A 14,433-nucleotide genomic window follows, 5' to 3' on the forward strand; every position below is an offset into this window, starting at 1 on the left:
CCCCAAACCATCAGGAGATCAGCGCCAGCACGCCACCCGCGGTGACCACGCCGCCGGCATCCACCCGCACGTCGCCAAGGGTGCCGGCGCGGTGGGCGGTGACCTGGGTTTCCATCTTCATCGCTTCAAGGACGACGACGGGATCCCCGGCCGCCACCTCGGCGCCCGGCTCGACCAGCCACTTCACCACAGTCCCTGCCATGTCCGCGCGCAACTCACCCGGGGCCGCGGCACCTGCGGCAGTGCCGCCGTCGTGCTCCGCGCCGAAGGGGCCGCCCACCGGGGTGACGCCCGCGGGAACCGGGCCGCCGGAACGCGCCCAGCCGTCCAGCAGTGCTGCGGGCAGCCCGACGGCGAGGCGCCGGCCGTCCACGTCAACGGTGATGGTGCGCCGCTCACCGTCCGGGACGGACGTGCCGAACTCCGGGTCCGCGCCGATGGTCTCGGCGAAGTCCGTTTCGATCCACCGTGTGTGGATGCCGAGCCCCGTTTCGGACGTGAAATCGGACGCCTCCACCACGGCTCGGTGGAACGGCAGGACAGTGGCAACGCCGCCGATCTGCATTTCGGCCAGGGCCCGCCGCGCCCGGCGGAGGGCCTGCTGCCGGTCCGCGCCCGTGACGATCAGCTTGGCCAGCAGCGAATCGAACTGCGGCGCCACAACGGACCCTGCACGGACCCCGGAATCGAGGCGGATTCCCGGGCCGGTGGGGCCGCTGAAGGCCGTAACGGTCCCGGGTGACGGCAGGAAGCCGCGCCCCACGTCCTCGGCATTCAGCCGGAATTCGAAAGCGTGCCCCCGCGGCGACGGATCGGCGTCCCAGCGGAGCGGTTCGCCCGCGGCAATCCGGAACTGCTCCTGGACCAGGTCGATGCCGGTGGTTTCCTCGGTGATGGGGTGCTCCACCTGCAGGCGGGTGTTCACCTCGAGGAAGGCGACGGTGCCGTCGGCGGCCACCAGGAATTCGACGGTCCCGGCCCCCGCATAGGAGGCTTCGCGGCAGACTGCCTTGGCGGCGTCGTAAATCTGGCGGGTCTGGCCCTCGGTGAGGAACGGGGCGGGGGCCTCTTCCACGAGTTTCTGGTGCCGGCGCTGCAGCGAGCAGTCCCGGGTCCCCACGACCACCACGTTGCCGTGCTGGTCTGCCAGGACCTGTGCTTCCACGTGCCGGGGCCGGTCCAGGTAGCGCTCCACAAAGCATTCGCCGCGGCCGAATGCCACCACTGCCTCGCGGACTGCGGAGTCGAACGCCTCCTCCACCTGTCCCATTTCCCGGACCACTTTCAGCCCGCGCCCGCCGCCACCGAAGGCAGCCTTAATGGCGATGGGCAGGCCGTGTTCCTCGGCGAAGGCACGGGCCTCAGCGGCCGAGTCCACCGGACCGCCGCTGCCGGCCACCAGCGGCGCCCCGGCGCGCACGGCAATCTCCCGCGCCGTGATCTTGTTACCCAGCTGCCGGATGGCCTCCGGGCTGGGGCCGATCCACGTCAGCCCGGCGCCGATGACCGCTTCCGCGAAACCGGCGTTCTCGGACAGGAAGCCGTAGCCGGGGTGCACGGCGTCCGCTCCGGACTCGGCGGCAACGCCCAGCAGTTTGGCGACGTCCAGGTACGTCTCCGACGGCGCGTTCCCGCCCAGGCTGTAGGCCTCGGTGGCGGCATCCACGTGCATGGCATCGGCGTCCACGTCCGCGTAGACCGCTACGGATTCGAGCCCGGCGTCCTCGCAGGCCCGGGCGATGCGGACAGCGATTTCTCCTCGGTTGGCGATGAGGACCTTGCGCATCAGTTGCTCACTTCGTCTTGGGAATCGTGGGAATGGTTGGGGGAGGTATCAGCCGAAGCAGCCAGCCCGGGCGCCCAGCGGAACCGGATGGAGCCGCCCACCGGAACCTGCGCGGCGAGATCCAGGTGGTAGTCCGCCACCACGCCGATCACCGGGTAGCCGCCCGTGATGGGGTGGTCCGCCAGGAACAGCACGGGCTGGCCTTCGGGCGGGATCTGCAGGGCGCCGGCCATGGTCCCCTCACTGGGCAGCTCACCGTCCCGGCTGCGGCGGAGCGGCTCGCCGGCCAGGCGCATGCCCACCCGGTTGGACCGGGGAGTCACGGCCCAGTCCTGGCTGCAGAGCGATTCGAGCGCCGCCGCATCAAACCAGTCATCGCGGGGACCGGGCACAATGTCCAGCACCGTGACCCCGGCGTCCGGATAGTCGGGCTGCAGTTCGGGATTGCCCACCACGTTGGATGTTGTGGTGGCTCCGGCGCCGAGCAGTTGCCCGGCGGCCAGCGGCGCCGGCCCGATTCCGGACATGGTGTCAGTGGACCGGCTGCCCAGCACGGCCTCTGCTTCCACGCCGCCGCGGATGGCCAGGTAGGTGCGGAACCCCCGCTCCGGGGCGCCCACAGTCAGGATTTCGCCGTCCAGCAGGGCGAAGGCGGTGGCCATGGGCACCGTGCGCACCTCTTCGGGCCATGTGCCGTCTTCGGCGTCACCGGTTTCGGCAGCGGACGACGGCGTCACCACAGTCAGTGCCGACGGCGCCCCGGTGACGGCCAGTACCTGGTCGCCCACGGCCTGGACGCGCAGGCCGCCGGCAACGCTTTCGATCACGGCGGCGGAGGGGCCGTTGCCGAGCACCCGGTTGGCGCGCCGCACCGAGGCGCGGTCCAGCGCACCCGCTGAGGACACGCCGAGACCCGCATGCCCGGGCCGGCCCAGATCCTGGACCAGGCTCTGGAGCCCGGGGGAGAGGATACGGAGCCCGGACTGTACACCGGCGGGCGCGGAGGTTTGGGCCGGCGGGGCAGGAATCTCCACGAGCTCGCGCACCGCACGGAACTGCACGCGGTCTCCGGGAGCGGCCAGCGCCGGCTGCTCCCGGCTGAGGTCCCACATGGGTGCCGCGGTGCGGCCGATCAGCTGCCAACCGCCCGGCGACTGCCGGGGGTAGACGGCCGAATAGTTGCCGGCCAGCGCCACGGACCCGGCAGGGACGGCCGTGCGCGGTGAACTCCGGCGCGGGACCTCCAGGGCCTGGTTTTCCCCCACCATGTAGCCGAACCCCGGGGCGAAGCCACCGAAGGCCACCGTCCAGACCTGCCCCGTATGGGCGGCTACCACTCCGTCAGCCCCCAGGCCGGTGAGCCTTCCCACCTCGGCGAGGTCCTCGCCGTCGTACACGGTGTCGATGGTGACCAGCGAGCCCTCGGCGTGGGACTGGACCGTCAGGTCCATCGCCAGTAAACGGGCAGCCATCCGGCGCGCAGCTGCGGGAGAATCGGCCTTCACCATCACGGTTTCGGCTGCGGCCAGCACGTCCACCTGGCCGGGCAGCGGCACCTCCAGCAAGAGGGCCTGCAGGGCCAGGACGTCGTGGAGGCCGGAGAGTTCGGCGAGCACCGCCGTGGTGCCTACCGGCCGGACGGCCAAAACACGGGCCGCCGTGGCGGGGCTACTGACTGTTTCCATAGGGACCGGGCCGCGCCGCTCAGGCGTGGCTCTCCTTTGCGCTGTTGCTGAGCAGGCGGACATCTTCCTCAGGCTGCGGATCGCGGCCCAGGCGCATGCCCACGATGGTGATGACCGCGGTGAGTGCGAGGTACCCGGCGATCAGGTGCCAGCCGCCGGAGGCTGCTCCGTAGAGGGCGGTGAAGATCAGCGGGGCCACGGCGCCGCCGATGACGCCGGCCAGGGTGTACGCAAGCGAGCTGCCGGCGTAGCGGAGGCGGGCCGGGAACTGCTCGGTGATGAACGCGGCCTGCGGGCCGTACATGAAGGCGTGCAGGGCCAGGCCGATCACCACACCGATGGTGAGCATCAGCACGGACTTGCCCTGGATCATCAGGAAGAACAGTGGAATGTAGAGGGCTGTTGCGGCGGCGGCGATCCCGTAGACCCAGCGGCGGTTGAACCGGTCGGTGAGGGCACCGGCGGCCGGGATAAGGAAGAGCTGGAACGCGGAACCGATGAGGATGGCCGCCAGTACGTTGCCGGTGGTCATGCCGAGCTGCTTGGTGGCGTAGACGGCCACGAACACGGTGAAGAGGGCGTACAGGACGTCCGGGCACAGGCGGGACAGGGCTGCCGAAACCAGGGCCTTGGGCTCCTTGGTGAAGACTTCCTTGATGGGTGCCTTGGGGCGGTCGCCGTGGGCCTGGATGGCTTTGAAGACCGGGGTTTCCTCAAGCTTGAGGCGGATCAGCAGGCCGAAGGCCACCAGGAGCGCGGAGGCCAGGAAGGCGACGCGCCAGCCCCAGGACAGGAATGCTTCGTTGCTGAGCGAGGCGGCCAGGACGGCGAGAACGCCGTTGGCCATCAGGTTGCCGGCGGGCGGGCCGATCTGCGCGGCGGAGGACCAGAAGCCGCGCTTGTTGGGATCGCCGAACTCGCTGGAGAGCAGCACCGCGCCGCCCCATTCGCCGCCGACGCCGATGCCCTGGGCCAGGCGCAGCAGCACCAGGATGATGGGGGCGGCGACGCCGATGGCCGAGTAGTCGGGCAGCGCACCGATGAGGACGGTGGCGGCGCCGATCAGCACCAGGGTGAAGACGAGGACGTACTTGCGGCCCACCTTGTCGCCGAGCCGGCCGAACACCACGCCGCCAATGGGGCGGGCCAGGTAGCCCACCGCGAAGGCCGAGAAGGACAGGAGCAGCCCCACGAATTCGTCATCCGAGGGGAAAAAGATCTTGGGGAAGACCAGGGCCGAGGCCACCGAGTAGATGGCGAAATCGTAGTACTCGAGCGAGGTGCCGGTGAGGCTGGCGACGTAGGCCTTCAGTGCGCCGGCCGGCGGCTTCCTTGCCGCCGTCTTTGCTGCCTTGTTGGTGCTGGTCATGGGTTCCTCCGGGGGTGAGGGTGGTGCGGGGCCTGTTGGCCATGGATACGGGGGCGGTAGCCGGGCGGACTGGCTAGGCGAACGCGCCGATGCTGATGCCGGCGTCGGCGAGTGCGGACTTCACGGCGGTGGCCATTGCGACCGCCCCTGGGGAGTCACCATGCACGCAGATGCTTTCTGCGCGGATCTTCAGGATGGACCCGTCGATGGTCCTGACGGACTGTTCGGTGGCCATCCTTAATACATGCTCCGCCACTTCGGCGGGATCGTGAAGGACTGCGCCCGGCTGGGTGCGGGACACGAGTGTTCCGTCCGGGTTATAGGCACGGTCCGCGAAGGCCTCGGTCACAGCCCGCAGGCCCGCTTCCTCTGCCAGCCGCAGGACTTCCGAGCCTGGCAGCCCCATGATGGGCAGGCTGGGATCCACGGACTTTACGGCGTCGACGACGGCGCGCGCCTGGGCGGTGTGCGACACAATCGCGTTGTACAGGCCGCCGTGCGGCTTTACGTACTGGACTTTCGTACCTTCGGCAGCGGCCAATGCCTGGAGCGCACCGATCTGGTACACCACGTCGTCGGCCAGTTCGCTTGGGCTGATGTCCAGGAAGCGGCGTCCGAAGCCTGCGAGGTCGCGGTAGCCCACGTGGGCGCCGATGACGACGCCGGCCTCCGCCGCGTTCCGGCAGGTCCGGCGGATCACGGTGGGGTCCCCGGCATGGAATCCGCAGGCCACGTTGGCGCTGGACACCGAGCTGAACATGGCGGCATCGTCGCCGAGGGTCCAGCGGCCGAAGGACTCGCCGACGTCGCTATTGAGGTCGATGGAAGTCATTTGTGATCCCCGTCTCATTGGTTGGTCATATCTAGGATGCACCAAATCTACGGATTGTTCAACAATCCTTCGATTCAACGATGTGACGATCGTGTAAATTCTCGAGTATGGCCACTATCGATTCCGCTCCCGCTTCCGCAGGCCGCCTCCGGGTGGCCGTGCCGTCCGTGGCTGAACGCGTGGCCCAGGAACTCCGCCGGCAGTTGGCCGAGGGCGCATTGATCCCGGGGGCCAGGCTCACCGAATCCACCATTGCCGAGGACCTGGGCGTCTCCCGGAACACAGTGCGGGAGGCTTTTGCGGAACTGGCCAGTGAGCGGCTGGTTGTCCGGCACCCCAACCGCGGCGTCTTCGTGGCAAGCCTGGGGGCGGAGGACATCCACGATGTCTACACGGTCCGGCGGTTTATCGAGATCAGCGCGATGCGCGGCGGAGGCAGCCCCGAGGATGTGGCCGCCGTGCGGGCCGCGGTGGAGGAAGGCAAGCGCGCTGCGGCAGCCGGAGACGATGAAGCCGGGGGAACCGCCAACCAGCACTTCCACGGTGCCATCGTGGCGATGGCCCGCAGCCCGCGGCTGAACACGATCATGGCCCAGGTGCTGGCCGAGATGCGCCTGTTCTTCCACAAGGCCACCGCTGATGCGCTGTTCTACCAGCGCTACCTGCCGGACAACGAAGCAATCTGTGAGGCGTTGGAAGCCGGCGATCCGGACAGGGCCGCCGATCTCCTGCTGGCCTACCTGGACCGCTCCGAGGACAACCTGGCGGCAGTGCACGGAGAGTAGGCGGCTGGATTCATGCCGCCGGATCCGAAACTTACTCGGCGATGTCCTCTGCCCAGAGTTCCGGCCTGTTGTCCTGGAAATCGCGCATCATGTCCACGCAGCGCTGGTCATCGAGGACTATCACTTCGACGCCGCGGGACCGCAGGAGGTCGAACTCTCCGGGGAAGGTACGCGCTTCGCCCACCACTACCCGCGGGATCTTGAACTGGATAATGGTTCCGGTGCACATGGCACACGGGGCAAGGGTGGTGTACAGCGTGGTGTCCCGGTAGCTGCGCTGCCGCCCGGCTGCCCGGAGCGCCGACATTTCCCCGTGCGCTATCGGATCGCCGTTCTGGACCCGCTCGTTGTGGCCGCTGGCGATGACCTCGCCGTTGCGGGCAAGCGCGGCGCCAATGGGAATGCCGCCTTCGCTGGAGCTCTTCCGGGCCGCCGCATAGGCAGCCTCGAAAGCGGCATCGGAAGTCGCCTGCGGGGGAAACGTGGCGGCCGTCAGCCGGGATTCGTGTGTCATCCGGTCATTCTCGCACGCGGGATTATCCGGCGGACGGCAGGAGGCCCCGGGCGGCCGGGACCTCCTGGCCGTTAGGCCGTGCCCGGGATTTCGTCAGGCGCGGGTCCTGCCGCGGACGAAGTGGAAGATCAGGACAACGACGGCGACAACCAGCAGGATGTGGATCAGGCCGCCGCCAATATTGGCGAGCAGTCCCAGAAGCCACAGCACGGCGATGATGATGGCAATCCAAAGCAACATGGAATTCTCCTTGTGGGTAAATTTCGGATGGAATTGTGCTTTAGCCCGCGGATTTTCACATCCTACGCCCGGCACAATCCCCGGACGCCACACACCGCGCTGTTAATTTGCCCAACGCCGCCGCGGGCCGATCCGCGGCCACCATCCGGGGGTGTTCCCCAGCCGCCGGGACCTACTTCTGGGTGACCCGGTACCGTTCGATCTGCCGGAGGCGCCGCAGGAGGCTGTCGCGCCGGGGGTGCGGGACGGCGTCGGCCGCTTCTGCCGTGAGGTCAATGTGCCTGGTGCCGAATTGCCACAGCAGGAGGTCATCCAGCAGCCGGTCCGGGCCGGGGGAGTAGCGGTGGTCCAGGGCCTTGCGGACCTCCGTAATCTGCTCCGCGCGGAGGAGGCCGGCCAGCTCCATGGTCTGGGTGAGTCCGTGCGCTGCGAGCAGCTCCGATGCCCAGCCCCAGTCGTCATCCACCTTGCGGTCCACGTGCGGCAGCAGCGTGCGCCACACATCCCTGACCCGGTTGGGTGTGAGCGGTGCTGCGCCCTCACCGTCGGTGTCCCAGAAGCTGCGAACTTCCTCGTACCGTTCGTGCAGGTCCGCGAACGCCGTCTCCACCGTTTCCAGCATGGCTGCCGTGGCCGTGAACTGCCGGTCGAAATGCGGGGTCCAGGCCCGGGGATCCTCGGCCTTAAAGCGGATATCGTGCTCGATCTCGCTCCACGCGTGGGCGAAGATGGTGCGGATCTGGCACTCGAAGAAATAGCTGCCGTTGGGCGTGGCCTCCGGGTTGAAAACCTGCTGGTACTCCTTGACGGCCTCGTTCTGGATGGACCGCAGGATCAGGTGCCGGCTCGAATACCCGTAAGTGCCGGACTCGATGGAGCCGATGTCCTTTTCCCGGTCCCCGCGGCAGTCGAACAGCTGCCGCTGCCGCTTGATGATATTGGCCACCGCCGCATTTTCGGCCGGCAGCTTGGTGATGACGCGGATCCCCACCATGTCATTGAGGGTCCGGAACGGGTCCGGGAACTTCAGCAGCCGCCGCCCACCCGGCTCCAGCGGCTCCTCGGTGCGGGAGATCTTCTCCTTGAACGACTCCACCGTCTTGGTGCGGCCGGTGACGAACAGCGGGGTGACCTCGCTGTCCTTGAGCATGTCCCGCAGGACCAGCAGCACATCCCGGGTAACCAGCTTCAGGGCAGGGCGGACGCGCTCGTACAGCTCCACGTTGTGCTGCACGGATTCGCGCAGCGGCTCGTCCAAATTCTCCCAGTTACTCGGCATGTTCCCAGCTTACGGCCGGGCCCTGACAGAACGGCGGCGGCCGATCCTTACGCGTCACGGGGCGCCACTGGACACGCCCCCGTCCCGGACCCGGAGGCGGAAGTGGGGAAGGAGGGGGCGCGTAAGTGTTGACTCGCCCGGCAGGCTGGCCTAGCTTTCATTCATCTGGTGGGGCAACAGCGGCCAAGGGGCCGCCGGTACCGGTCTCGTCGCCGCGAAGGCACACAACCTGTTTCCTCCGGCACCATTCCAGGACTGCAACCATGACCAACCTGACGAAGGCCCGCCGCATCGCCGCGGCAGCAGTAGCACTCTTGACGGCCGCCGCCGCGGGAATTACCCCGGCGCAGGCCGCACCCCAAGGCAGCCCACGCTACGGTCCAGGTGCGGCGGGAAGTGGTGATCCCTACTTCCCGTACGCGGGCAACGGCGGGTACGACGTCCTGCACTACGGCCTCGATCTCCGCTACACGCCGCCGTCGGGCCCGGGCGCAGCGGGAAACCTCACCGCAGAGGCCACCATCACCCTGCGCGCCACCCAGGACCTGGACGCCCTCAACTTCGACCTGCGCGGACTCACCGCCACCGCCGTGGACGTGGACGGCAAGGACGTCAACCGCGGCGCGGGCACCGCGGAATGGACACAGGTGCAGGACGATGCGAACCGCCGGTGGGAACTCAGCGTCGGGCTGCGGCCAAAACTGAAGGAAGGCCGGACAACCACCATCACCATCAGCTACGGCGGCGCCACCGGCCGGCCCCAGGACACCACAGGGGCGCTGTACGGATGGGTGACCACCCCTGACGGAGCCATTGTGGTCAACGAACCCGACGGCGCACCCACCTGGTTTCCGGTGAATGACGACCCCCAGGACAAAGCCACGTACTCCTTCCGCATCACCGTCCCGGAAGGAAAAACCGCAGTGGCCAACGGCCTGCCCGGGGACCACCCGGAAACACACGCCGGCTGGACAACCTGGAGCTGGGAGGCGGCGGACCCGATGGCCAGCTACCTCGCCACGGCAAGTGTCGGAGACTTCACCCTGCGATACGGCAAGGGACCCCGCGGCCTGCCGATCATCAATGCGGTGGACAACGGTGTGACGGGCCCCGCGTTGATGAAAACCACTGCGGCCCTTGCACTGCAGCCAGAGATGATCCGCTACCTGTCGGATCTGTTCGGGCCGTATCCGTTCGAGGCCTTCGGGGCGATCGTGGATGACGACTCGGTGGACTACGCCCTGGAAACGCAAACCCGGCCGGTCTATTCAGAGGTTGCCGATGAGGACACCGTTGTCCACGAACTGGGTCACCAGTGGTTCGGCAACAGCGTCAGCCCGGCGGACTGGAAGGACATCTGGCTCAACGAGGGCTGGGCCACCTATGTCGAATGGCTGTGGGCCGAGCACCAGGGCAAGGCAACGGTGGCAAAGCAGTTCACGGAGACCGTGGCTGAACTGGACAGCAAGAACCTCTGGGCGCTGGACATTTCCAATCCGGGACGGGACAACCTCTTCGCCGAGCAGGTGTACCGGCGGGGAGCCGCCACACTCCATGCACTGCGGGCCAGGATCGGGGACGCGGCCTTCTTTGCCGGGGCCGCCGAATGGCTGGACCGCTACGCCAATTCCTCGGCAACAACCGGGGATTTTGAAGCAGTGATGGAAGAGGCCTCAGGCCAGCAGCTGGACGCGTTCTTCAATGACTGGCTGCGGGAGGGGGACCGTCCGGCTATGCCGTAGTGGAGCCGCGCACCACCAGCGACGTTTCCAGCGTGACGCCGCCCGGTTTCAGGTACTTGCCCTCCATCAGCCGGCGCAGCTGCTCGCCCGCCTTCTGGCCCAGGGCCGTGGCGGGCAGGTGGACGCTGGTCAGGCCGGGATTGCTGGTGGCCGAGTAGGGGAGGTCGTCGAAGCCGGCTACCGCGAGTTCTTCCGGGATCCGCACCCCGGCCACCCGAGCCTCCTGCAGCACACCGTAACCGTGCGTATCGGTTCCGCAGACGACGGCGGTCACCCCCGCGCGCTGCCACTCCGGCCAGGCGGCGGCGAACGCGGCGGCCGCTGTCCCGACGTCGATGGTGGTGCTGATGATCCGGTCCGGGCTCACGGAGATGCCTCGCGCCGCGGCTTCTTCCAGGAACGCCGCACGCCGCACGGCAAACGTGTCCGTGCCGGTCACACTGTCCACATAGGCCGCTTCAGTGTGTCCGGCGGCGGCCAGGTGTGCTGCCAACTGGCGGGCCCCGCTGGCCACATCGAGGTTGACGGACGGTGCGTAGGATTCCAGCCCGGGCGCGTCCAGCAGGACAAGGGGCGACGGCGAGGCGAGGTCCTCGAGGAAGTCCGCGTTGGGTGCGTCCACCAGCAGCCCGGCCGGGCGCAGCGACATGAGCCGCCGGACGTCGCTGGCCTGCGGAAACTCGCCCGCTTCGGTGACGGACAACAGCAGCTGGTACTGCGGGCCGAGTGATTCCCGAACTCCGTCGATGACCTTGGCGAAGAAGGGATTGGAGATATCCGGCGCCACCAGGATGACGATGGAGCTCACACCCTTGGCCAGCGAGCTGCCGATTCCGTCCACCACGTAGCCGAGCTCGGCAATGGCGTCACGAACCCGGGTCACGTTGTCCTCGGACACGCGGCCCGCCGTCTTGCCGTTGGCCACCAGGGATACTGTCGCCGTCGAAACGCCTGCCCGGGCGGCGACCATGGCCGCCGTGATCCGCTGTGGGCGCGCGTGCTGCTGCCTCTGTTCCGCGGATTCCATATGTTGATCGTAGTGGGCGTGGGAGCTCACGGAACGCTGGCGGGTTGCGTGCGCGTCGACCGGGCGCGGAGCACGCCAAGCGTCCGGCCTAAAGTGCCCGTGCCGCCAGCGCCGCCTGCAGGCGGGACTCAACGCCCAGTTTGCCCAGGATGTTGGAGACATGGGTCTTGACCGTTGCCTCGGAAATTCCCAGCCGGCGTGCGATGCGGGCGTTGCTGAGGCCTTCTCCCAGCAGGCGGAGCACCTCGCGCTCGCGGGATGTCAGGTCCTCCACGGGATCCGCGGCCGGCGGCGGGGCCGTGTTCGAGCGCACGGCAGCCTCGACCAACCGCCCCGCGACTTCCGGTGCGATGACGGTGCCGCCTTCATGGACGCGCCGAAGGGCGGTGGTGATCTCTGCCGGTTCGGCAGTTTTCAGAAGGAACCCTGAAGCTCCGGCGGACAGCACGGCGAAGAGGTAGGAATCATGATCGAAAGTGGTCAGGGCGAGGACTCTGGACAGTTGCTCCGACACTATGGCGCGGGTGGCCTCGACCCCATCCATGACCGGCATGCGCAGGTCCATCAGGACGATGTCCGGCCGGAGCGCACGGGCCATCGCCACCGCGGTGGAGCCGTCACCGGCCTCTCCGGCCACCTCAAACTCCGTACTTCCCTCAAGGACCATGCGGATCCCAAGGCGGATGGCTGCGTGGTCGTCGGCAAGCAGGACCGTCACCTTGCCGCTCATGCCGGCCCGCCCCCGTTACCCGGGAACACCGGAAGGGGAAGGGTAATCTTTACCGCCCATCCGTTCCCCCGGGGCCCGGCGGCAGCCTGCCCGCCCAACTGTTCCGCCCTGGCCTGCATACTCGCGATGCCGGTGCCGGTTCCCTTGGCGCGCCGGGGAGGCGCTGGTGCGGCGCCGCCGTCGTCGCATACCGCGAGGCGAACCCCGGACGGGACCTGGTCAAGACTGACGCTCACGCGGGCTCCGGCGGCATGCTTTCCGGCGTTGACGATGGATTCCACGGCCATCCGGTACAGGGCGGCCTGGGTGGGGCCATCCAGGGAAGCGCCGCTGCCCGGCAGGGTGTTGCGCCATTCGATGTCCATGCCGGCGGCCCGGTGGGCGGCAACCACCGTGTCCAGGTCCGCAATTTCGCCGGCACGGGGGCTGGGTTCGCCCGAGTTCAGGGCACGGATCATGGTGTTCAGGTCCTTCAACCCGGCAACGCTCTCCCCGCGCACATGCCCCAGGACCTCCCTGGCCAGCAGGTGGTCTTGGCTTCCCAGGGCCGCCGCGGACTGCAGGGCGATCGCCGAGAAGCGTGACGAGAGCACATCGTGCAGTTCGCGGGCCATGTCCTGCCGCTCGGAAGCTACGGCGAGGTCATGCTCGCTGAACGCCAGTTCCCGTGCCTTGCGGAGGTTGCCGGCCCACTGGGCCGGAAGCAGGAGGACCATGGCCGCCGCCAGCACCGCCGCCACGCCGGTCGCCAGGGAACCGCTGGCCAGCCACCCTCCCGCCCCTGCCGCTGCGGACAAGGCCAGGACGGAGACCTCCGTCATCCTGGCTGCCCGTGCCGTCCCGAAGAGGACCAGCGAAAAGACGGCCTCGAACAGGAGGAAGAACCCTCCTGCACTTCCGGCGAGCAGCAGGGCAGCGCCGGCGGATGAGCAGCCCACCACCATGGCGCCGGTCCGGCTTCGGCGGAGGACGACGGCGGCGCAGCCTCCCAGCGTGAAGAGCGGCCAGAAGGCGGTCAGGGCAGCCACGGCGGGCTGGCTGCTCGCCGTGATGTTGACGGTGTGCAGCAGCCACGTGATCCCGGCGTACGACAACGCAAAGAGGACATCCTCACGGCGGACCGGCCCGGGCTGCGGATTCATGGTCCTATCCTGCCCGGTGCCACCGGAGAGCCGCCAACCCGGCCGGCTGTTCCTGCGACTAAAGGATGAGGCACCCCTCCCTCCCCTGCGGGATTCGGAAACAGTTGCACGGCGGAAGAGTGCTGGGTGTGACTATGGAACTCCTGGCCCAATTGGCTGTACTGGCACTCATCGACGGCACCAGCATCGGAACGCTGGTGATCCCTGCCTGGCTGCTCCTGCGCCCAGGCAGGGGCGGCTCGGCACGGGCTGCGGTGGGCCGTGCGGCGATGTACCTGGCCATCCTGGCGGTGTTCTACTACGTCATCGGCCTGGCGCTGATGTCCGGTTCCGCCGGTCTTGCCGGTGCCATGGGAAAGGACGTCGCGGCGCTGGCGGAACTGCCCGCGGTCCGGTGCGCCATGCTCCTTGCCGGCTGTGCCATGTTGGCGTGGGCGCTAAGCAGCGGAAAGGGGCCGCGCCGTGCTGCCGTCCCGGCCCTACCCTTCGCGGTGAGTGGTGCTGCGGCCCGCCCTGCCGGCAGGTGGCAGGGCTCCCGCGGAGAGACCCGCGGCAGCACCGCGAACCCCGCGTTCGCCGTCGAGCACCGCTGGCAGGCCAGGATAGGCAGGGCCGTGGGTACGCCGTGGGGGCTGCTGGGCCTGGCACTGATGGCCGGCGTGCTCGAACTGCCCACCATGCTGCCCTACCTGGCGGCCGTGGGGTTGCTGACGGCTTCGGGGGCAGGCTGGTTCGGCTCTGCAGCTGCCCTGGGCGCCTATTGCCTGGTGATGCTGCTGCCCGCCGCCCTGCTCCTCGGGGCCAGGTTGATGCTCGGGCGGCACCTGGACCGGCCGTTGGAACGCGTCGCGGCCTTGCTGTCCAAGGTTGCCGGTGAGGCGGTCCTTTGGGTGGTGGGAATTGTCGGTTTCCTGCTGCTCCGCCACGGATTGGCAGCGCTCTTCCCGGACGCGGGCTGGAATCCCTTCGGGTAAGGATCATGGCTCGGCGGCTGGGTTCAGCGGAGGGCTGCCGTGGACGCGCGGGGGAGCGCGAAGGTTCCGGTGATGCAGGTGGGCGGGCGCCTAACCCTGCTGACTGTTCAGCGCCATGGGGGCGGTCCCTTGGATCTGGGCGTGGGCCGCCGCCTTGCCCGCGTGGTGGACGCGGGGATTTGGCACGCATGTGCGGTAAAAAGTCCCTACCAGGCACCGCAGTACGTCAAGCGCTTGACCTGCATCGACGTTAAGCGTTTGACGTAGGCCACAACCTGCTGCCATGATCACTCCTGAACGCTACAACTCCCCGGACGCCAGGCAGCTG

At 68.4% G+C, this 14,433-nt stretch carries 13 protein-coding genes; 3 read left to right on the forward strand and 10 right to left on the reverse strand.

What is annotated here, in order from left to right; all coding sequences use genetic code 11:
- Nucleotides 1–10: 10 nt before the first annotated feature.
- From ACFV4R_RS03215 to ACFV4R_RS03230, 4 genes are all read right to left on the reverse strand, one after another.
- Complete coding sequence (locus tag ACFV4R_RS03215) at nt 11–1,786, reverse strand: biotin carboxylase N-terminal domain-containing protein (protein WP_377201011.1); 1,776 nt, start codon at nt 1,784–1,786, stop codon at nt 11–13.
- Nucleotides 1,786–3,471 (reverse strand): carboxyltransferase domain-containing protein, encoded by a 1,686-nt coding sequence (locus ACFV4R_RS03220; protein WP_377201012.1) that lies wholly within the window; start codon nt 3,469–3,471, stop codon nt 1,786–1,788. Before ACFV4R_RS03220 ends, ACFV4R_RS03215 begins: the two co-directional genes overlap by 1 nt.
- 19 nt (nt 3,472–3,490) lie before the next feature.
- Entirely contained in the window at nt 3,491–4,840 is a 1,350-nt protein-coding gene (locus ACFV4R_RS03225) for an MFS transporter (protein WP_377201013.1), read from the reverse strand.
- Between the two features lie 73 nt (nt 4,841–4,913).
- Nucleotides 4,914–5,672 (reverse strand): LamB/YcsF family protein, encoded by a 759-nt coding sequence (locus ACFV4R_RS03230; RefSeq protein ID WP_377201014.1) that lies wholly within the window; start codon nt 5,670–5,672, stop codon nt 4,914–4,916.
- Nucleotides 5,673–5,779: 107 nt separating this feature from the next.
- Between ACFV4R_RS03230 and ACFV4R_RS03235 the strand changes: the two genes are divergently transcribed.
- Complete coding sequence (locus ACFV4R_RS03235; RefSeq protein WP_377201015.1) at nt 5,780–6,457, forward strand: GntR family transcriptional regulator; 678 nt, start codon at nt 5,780–5,782, stop codon at nt 6,455–6,457.
- A 31-nt stretch (nt 6,458–6,488) separates the two neighbouring features.
- On the opposite strand, the gene ACFV4R_RS03240 is transcribed toward ACFV4R_RS03235, so the two are convergent.
- The 3 genes from ACFV4R_RS03240 to ACFV4R_RS03250 all read right to left on the reverse strand — a co-directional run bounded on the left by ACFV4R_RS03240 (nt 6,489) and on the right by ACFV4R_RS03250 (nt 8,490).
- Nucleotides 6,489–6,971 carry a nucleoside deaminase gene (locus ACFV4R_RS03240; protein ID WP_377201016.1) on the reverse strand — a complete coding sequence of 161 codons (483 nt, stop codon included), beginning with the start codon at nt 6,969–6,971 and terminating at the stop codon, nt 6,489–6,491.
- Nucleotides 6,972–7,064: 93 nt separating this feature from the next.
- Nucleotides 7,065–7,211 (reverse strand): lmo0937 family membrane protein, encoded by a 147-nt coding sequence (locus ACFV4R_RS03245; protein ID WP_156368333.1) that lies wholly within the window; start codon nt 7,209–7,211, stop codon nt 7,065–7,067.
- Between the two features lie 172 nt (nt 7,212–7,383).
- A complete protein-coding gene (locus tag ACFV4R_RS03250) occupies nt 7,384–8,490 on the reverse strand; it encodes a GTP pyrophosphokinase family protein (protein WP_377201017.1) in 1,107 nt (368 codons plus the stop codon).
- 263 nt (nt 8,491–8,753) lie between these two features.
- On the opposite strand from ACFV4R_RS03250, the gene ACFV4R_RS03255 reads away from it, so the two are divergent.
- On the forward strand, nt 8,754–10,232 hold the full coding sequence (locus ACFV4R_RS03255) for a M1 family metallopeptidase (RefSeq protein WP_377201018.1): 1,479 nt from the start codon (nt 8,754–8,756) through the stop codon (nt 10,230–10,232).
- Here the strand turns inward: ACFV4R_RS03255 and ACFV4R_RS03260 are convergent.
- From ACFV4R_RS03260 to ACFV4R_RS03270, 3 genes are all read right to left on the reverse strand, one after another.
- Entirely contained in the window at nt 10,222–11,259 is a 1,038-nt protein-coding gene (locus ACFV4R_RS03260; RefSeq protein WP_377201019.1) for a LacI family DNA-binding transcriptional regulator, read from the reverse strand. The genes ACFV4R_RS03255 and ACFV4R_RS03260 overlap by 11 nt on opposite strands.
- Before the next feature lie 88 nt (nt 11,260–11,347).
- On the reverse strand, nt 11,348–11,989 hold the full coding sequence (locus ACFV4R_RS03265; RefSeq protein ID WP_377201020.1) for a response regulator: 642 nt from the start codon (nt 11,987–11,989) through the stop codon (nt 11,348–11,350).
- A complete protein-coding gene (locus ACFV4R_RS03270) occupies nt 11,986–13,131 on the reverse strand; it encodes a sensor histidine kinase (RefSeq protein WP_377201021.1) in 1,146 nt (381 codons plus the stop codon). The genes ACFV4R_RS03265 and ACFV4R_RS03270 overlap by 4 nt, the downstream gene beginning before the upstream one ends.
- A 134-nt stretch (nt 13,132–13,265) precedes the next feature.
- On the opposite strand from ACFV4R_RS03270, the gene ACFV4R_RS03275 reads away from it, so the two are divergent.
- The gene (locus ACFV4R_RS03275) at nt 13,266–14,105 is read left to right on the forward strand and encodes a GAP family protein (protein WP_377201329.1); all 840 of its coding nucleotides are present in this window, start codon (nt 13,266–13,268) and stop codon (nt 14,103–14,105) included.
- Nucleotides 14,106–14,433: the final 328 nt, after the last annotated feature.

Origin of the sequence: Pseudarthrobacter sp. NPDC059871, from assembly GCF_042731175.1 — a bacterium.
Taxonomy (GTDB): Bacteria; Actinomycetota; Actinomycetes; order Actinomycetales; family Micrococcaceae; genus Arthrobacter.

Excerpts from the sequence above, each read along its gene's own strand:
- ACFV4R_RS03215 (WP_377201011.1), bottom strand. The coding sequence starts at position 1,786 with ATGCGCAAGGTCCTCATCGCCAACCGAGGAGAAATCGCTGTCCGCATC.
- ACFV4R_RS03220 (WP_377201012.1), bottom strand. The coding sequence starts at position 3,471 with ATGGAAACAGTCAGTAGCCCCGCCACGGCGGCCCGTGTTTTGGCCGTC.
- ACFV4R_RS03225 (WP_377201013.1), bottom strand. The coding sequence starts at position 4,840 with ATGACCAGCACCAACAAGGCAGCAAAGACGGCGGCAAGGAAGCCGCCG.
- ACFV4R_RS03230 (WP_377201014.1), bottom strand. The coding sequence starts at position 5,672 with ATGACTTCCATCGACCTCAATAGCGACGTCGGCGAGTCCTTCGGCCGC.
- ACFV4R_RS03235 (WP_377201015.1), top strand. The coding sequence starts at position 5,780 with ATGGCCACTATCGATTCCGCTCCCGCTTCCGCAGGCCGCCTCCGGGTG.
- ACFV4R_RS03240 (WP_377201016.1), bottom strand. The coding sequence starts at position 6,971 with ATGACACACGAATCCCGGCTGACGGCCGCCACGTTTCCCCCGCAGGCG.
- ACFV4R_RS03245 (WP_156368333.1), bottom strand. The coding sequence starts at position 7,211 with ATGTTGCTTTGGATTGCCATCATCATCGCCGTGCTGTGGCTTCTGGGA.
- ACFV4R_RS03250 (WP_377201017.1), bottom strand. The coding sequence starts at position 8,490 with ATGCCGAGTAACTGGGAGAATTTGGACGAGCCGCTGCGCGAATCCGTG.
- ACFV4R_RS03255 (WP_377201018.1), top strand. The coding sequence starts at position 8,754 with ATGACCAACCTGACGAAGGCCCGCCGCATCGCCGCGGCAGCAGTAGCA.
- ACFV4R_RS03260 (WP_377201019.1), bottom strand. The coding sequence starts at position 11,259 with ATGGAATCCGCGGAACAGAGGCAGCAGCACGCGCGCCCACAGCGGATC.
- ACFV4R_RS03265 (WP_377201020.1), bottom strand. The coding sequence starts at position 11,989 with ATGAGCGGCAAGGTGACGGTCCTGCTTGCCGACGACCACGCAGCCATC.
- ACFV4R_RS03270 (WP_377201021.1), bottom strand. The coding sequence starts at position 13,131 with ATGAATCCGCAGCCCGGGCCGGTCCGCCGTGAGGATGTCCTCTTTGCG.
- ACFV4R_RS03275 (WP_377201329.1), top strand. The coding sequence starts at position 13,266 with ATGGAACTCCTGGCCCAATTGGCTGTACTGGCACTCATCGACGGCACC.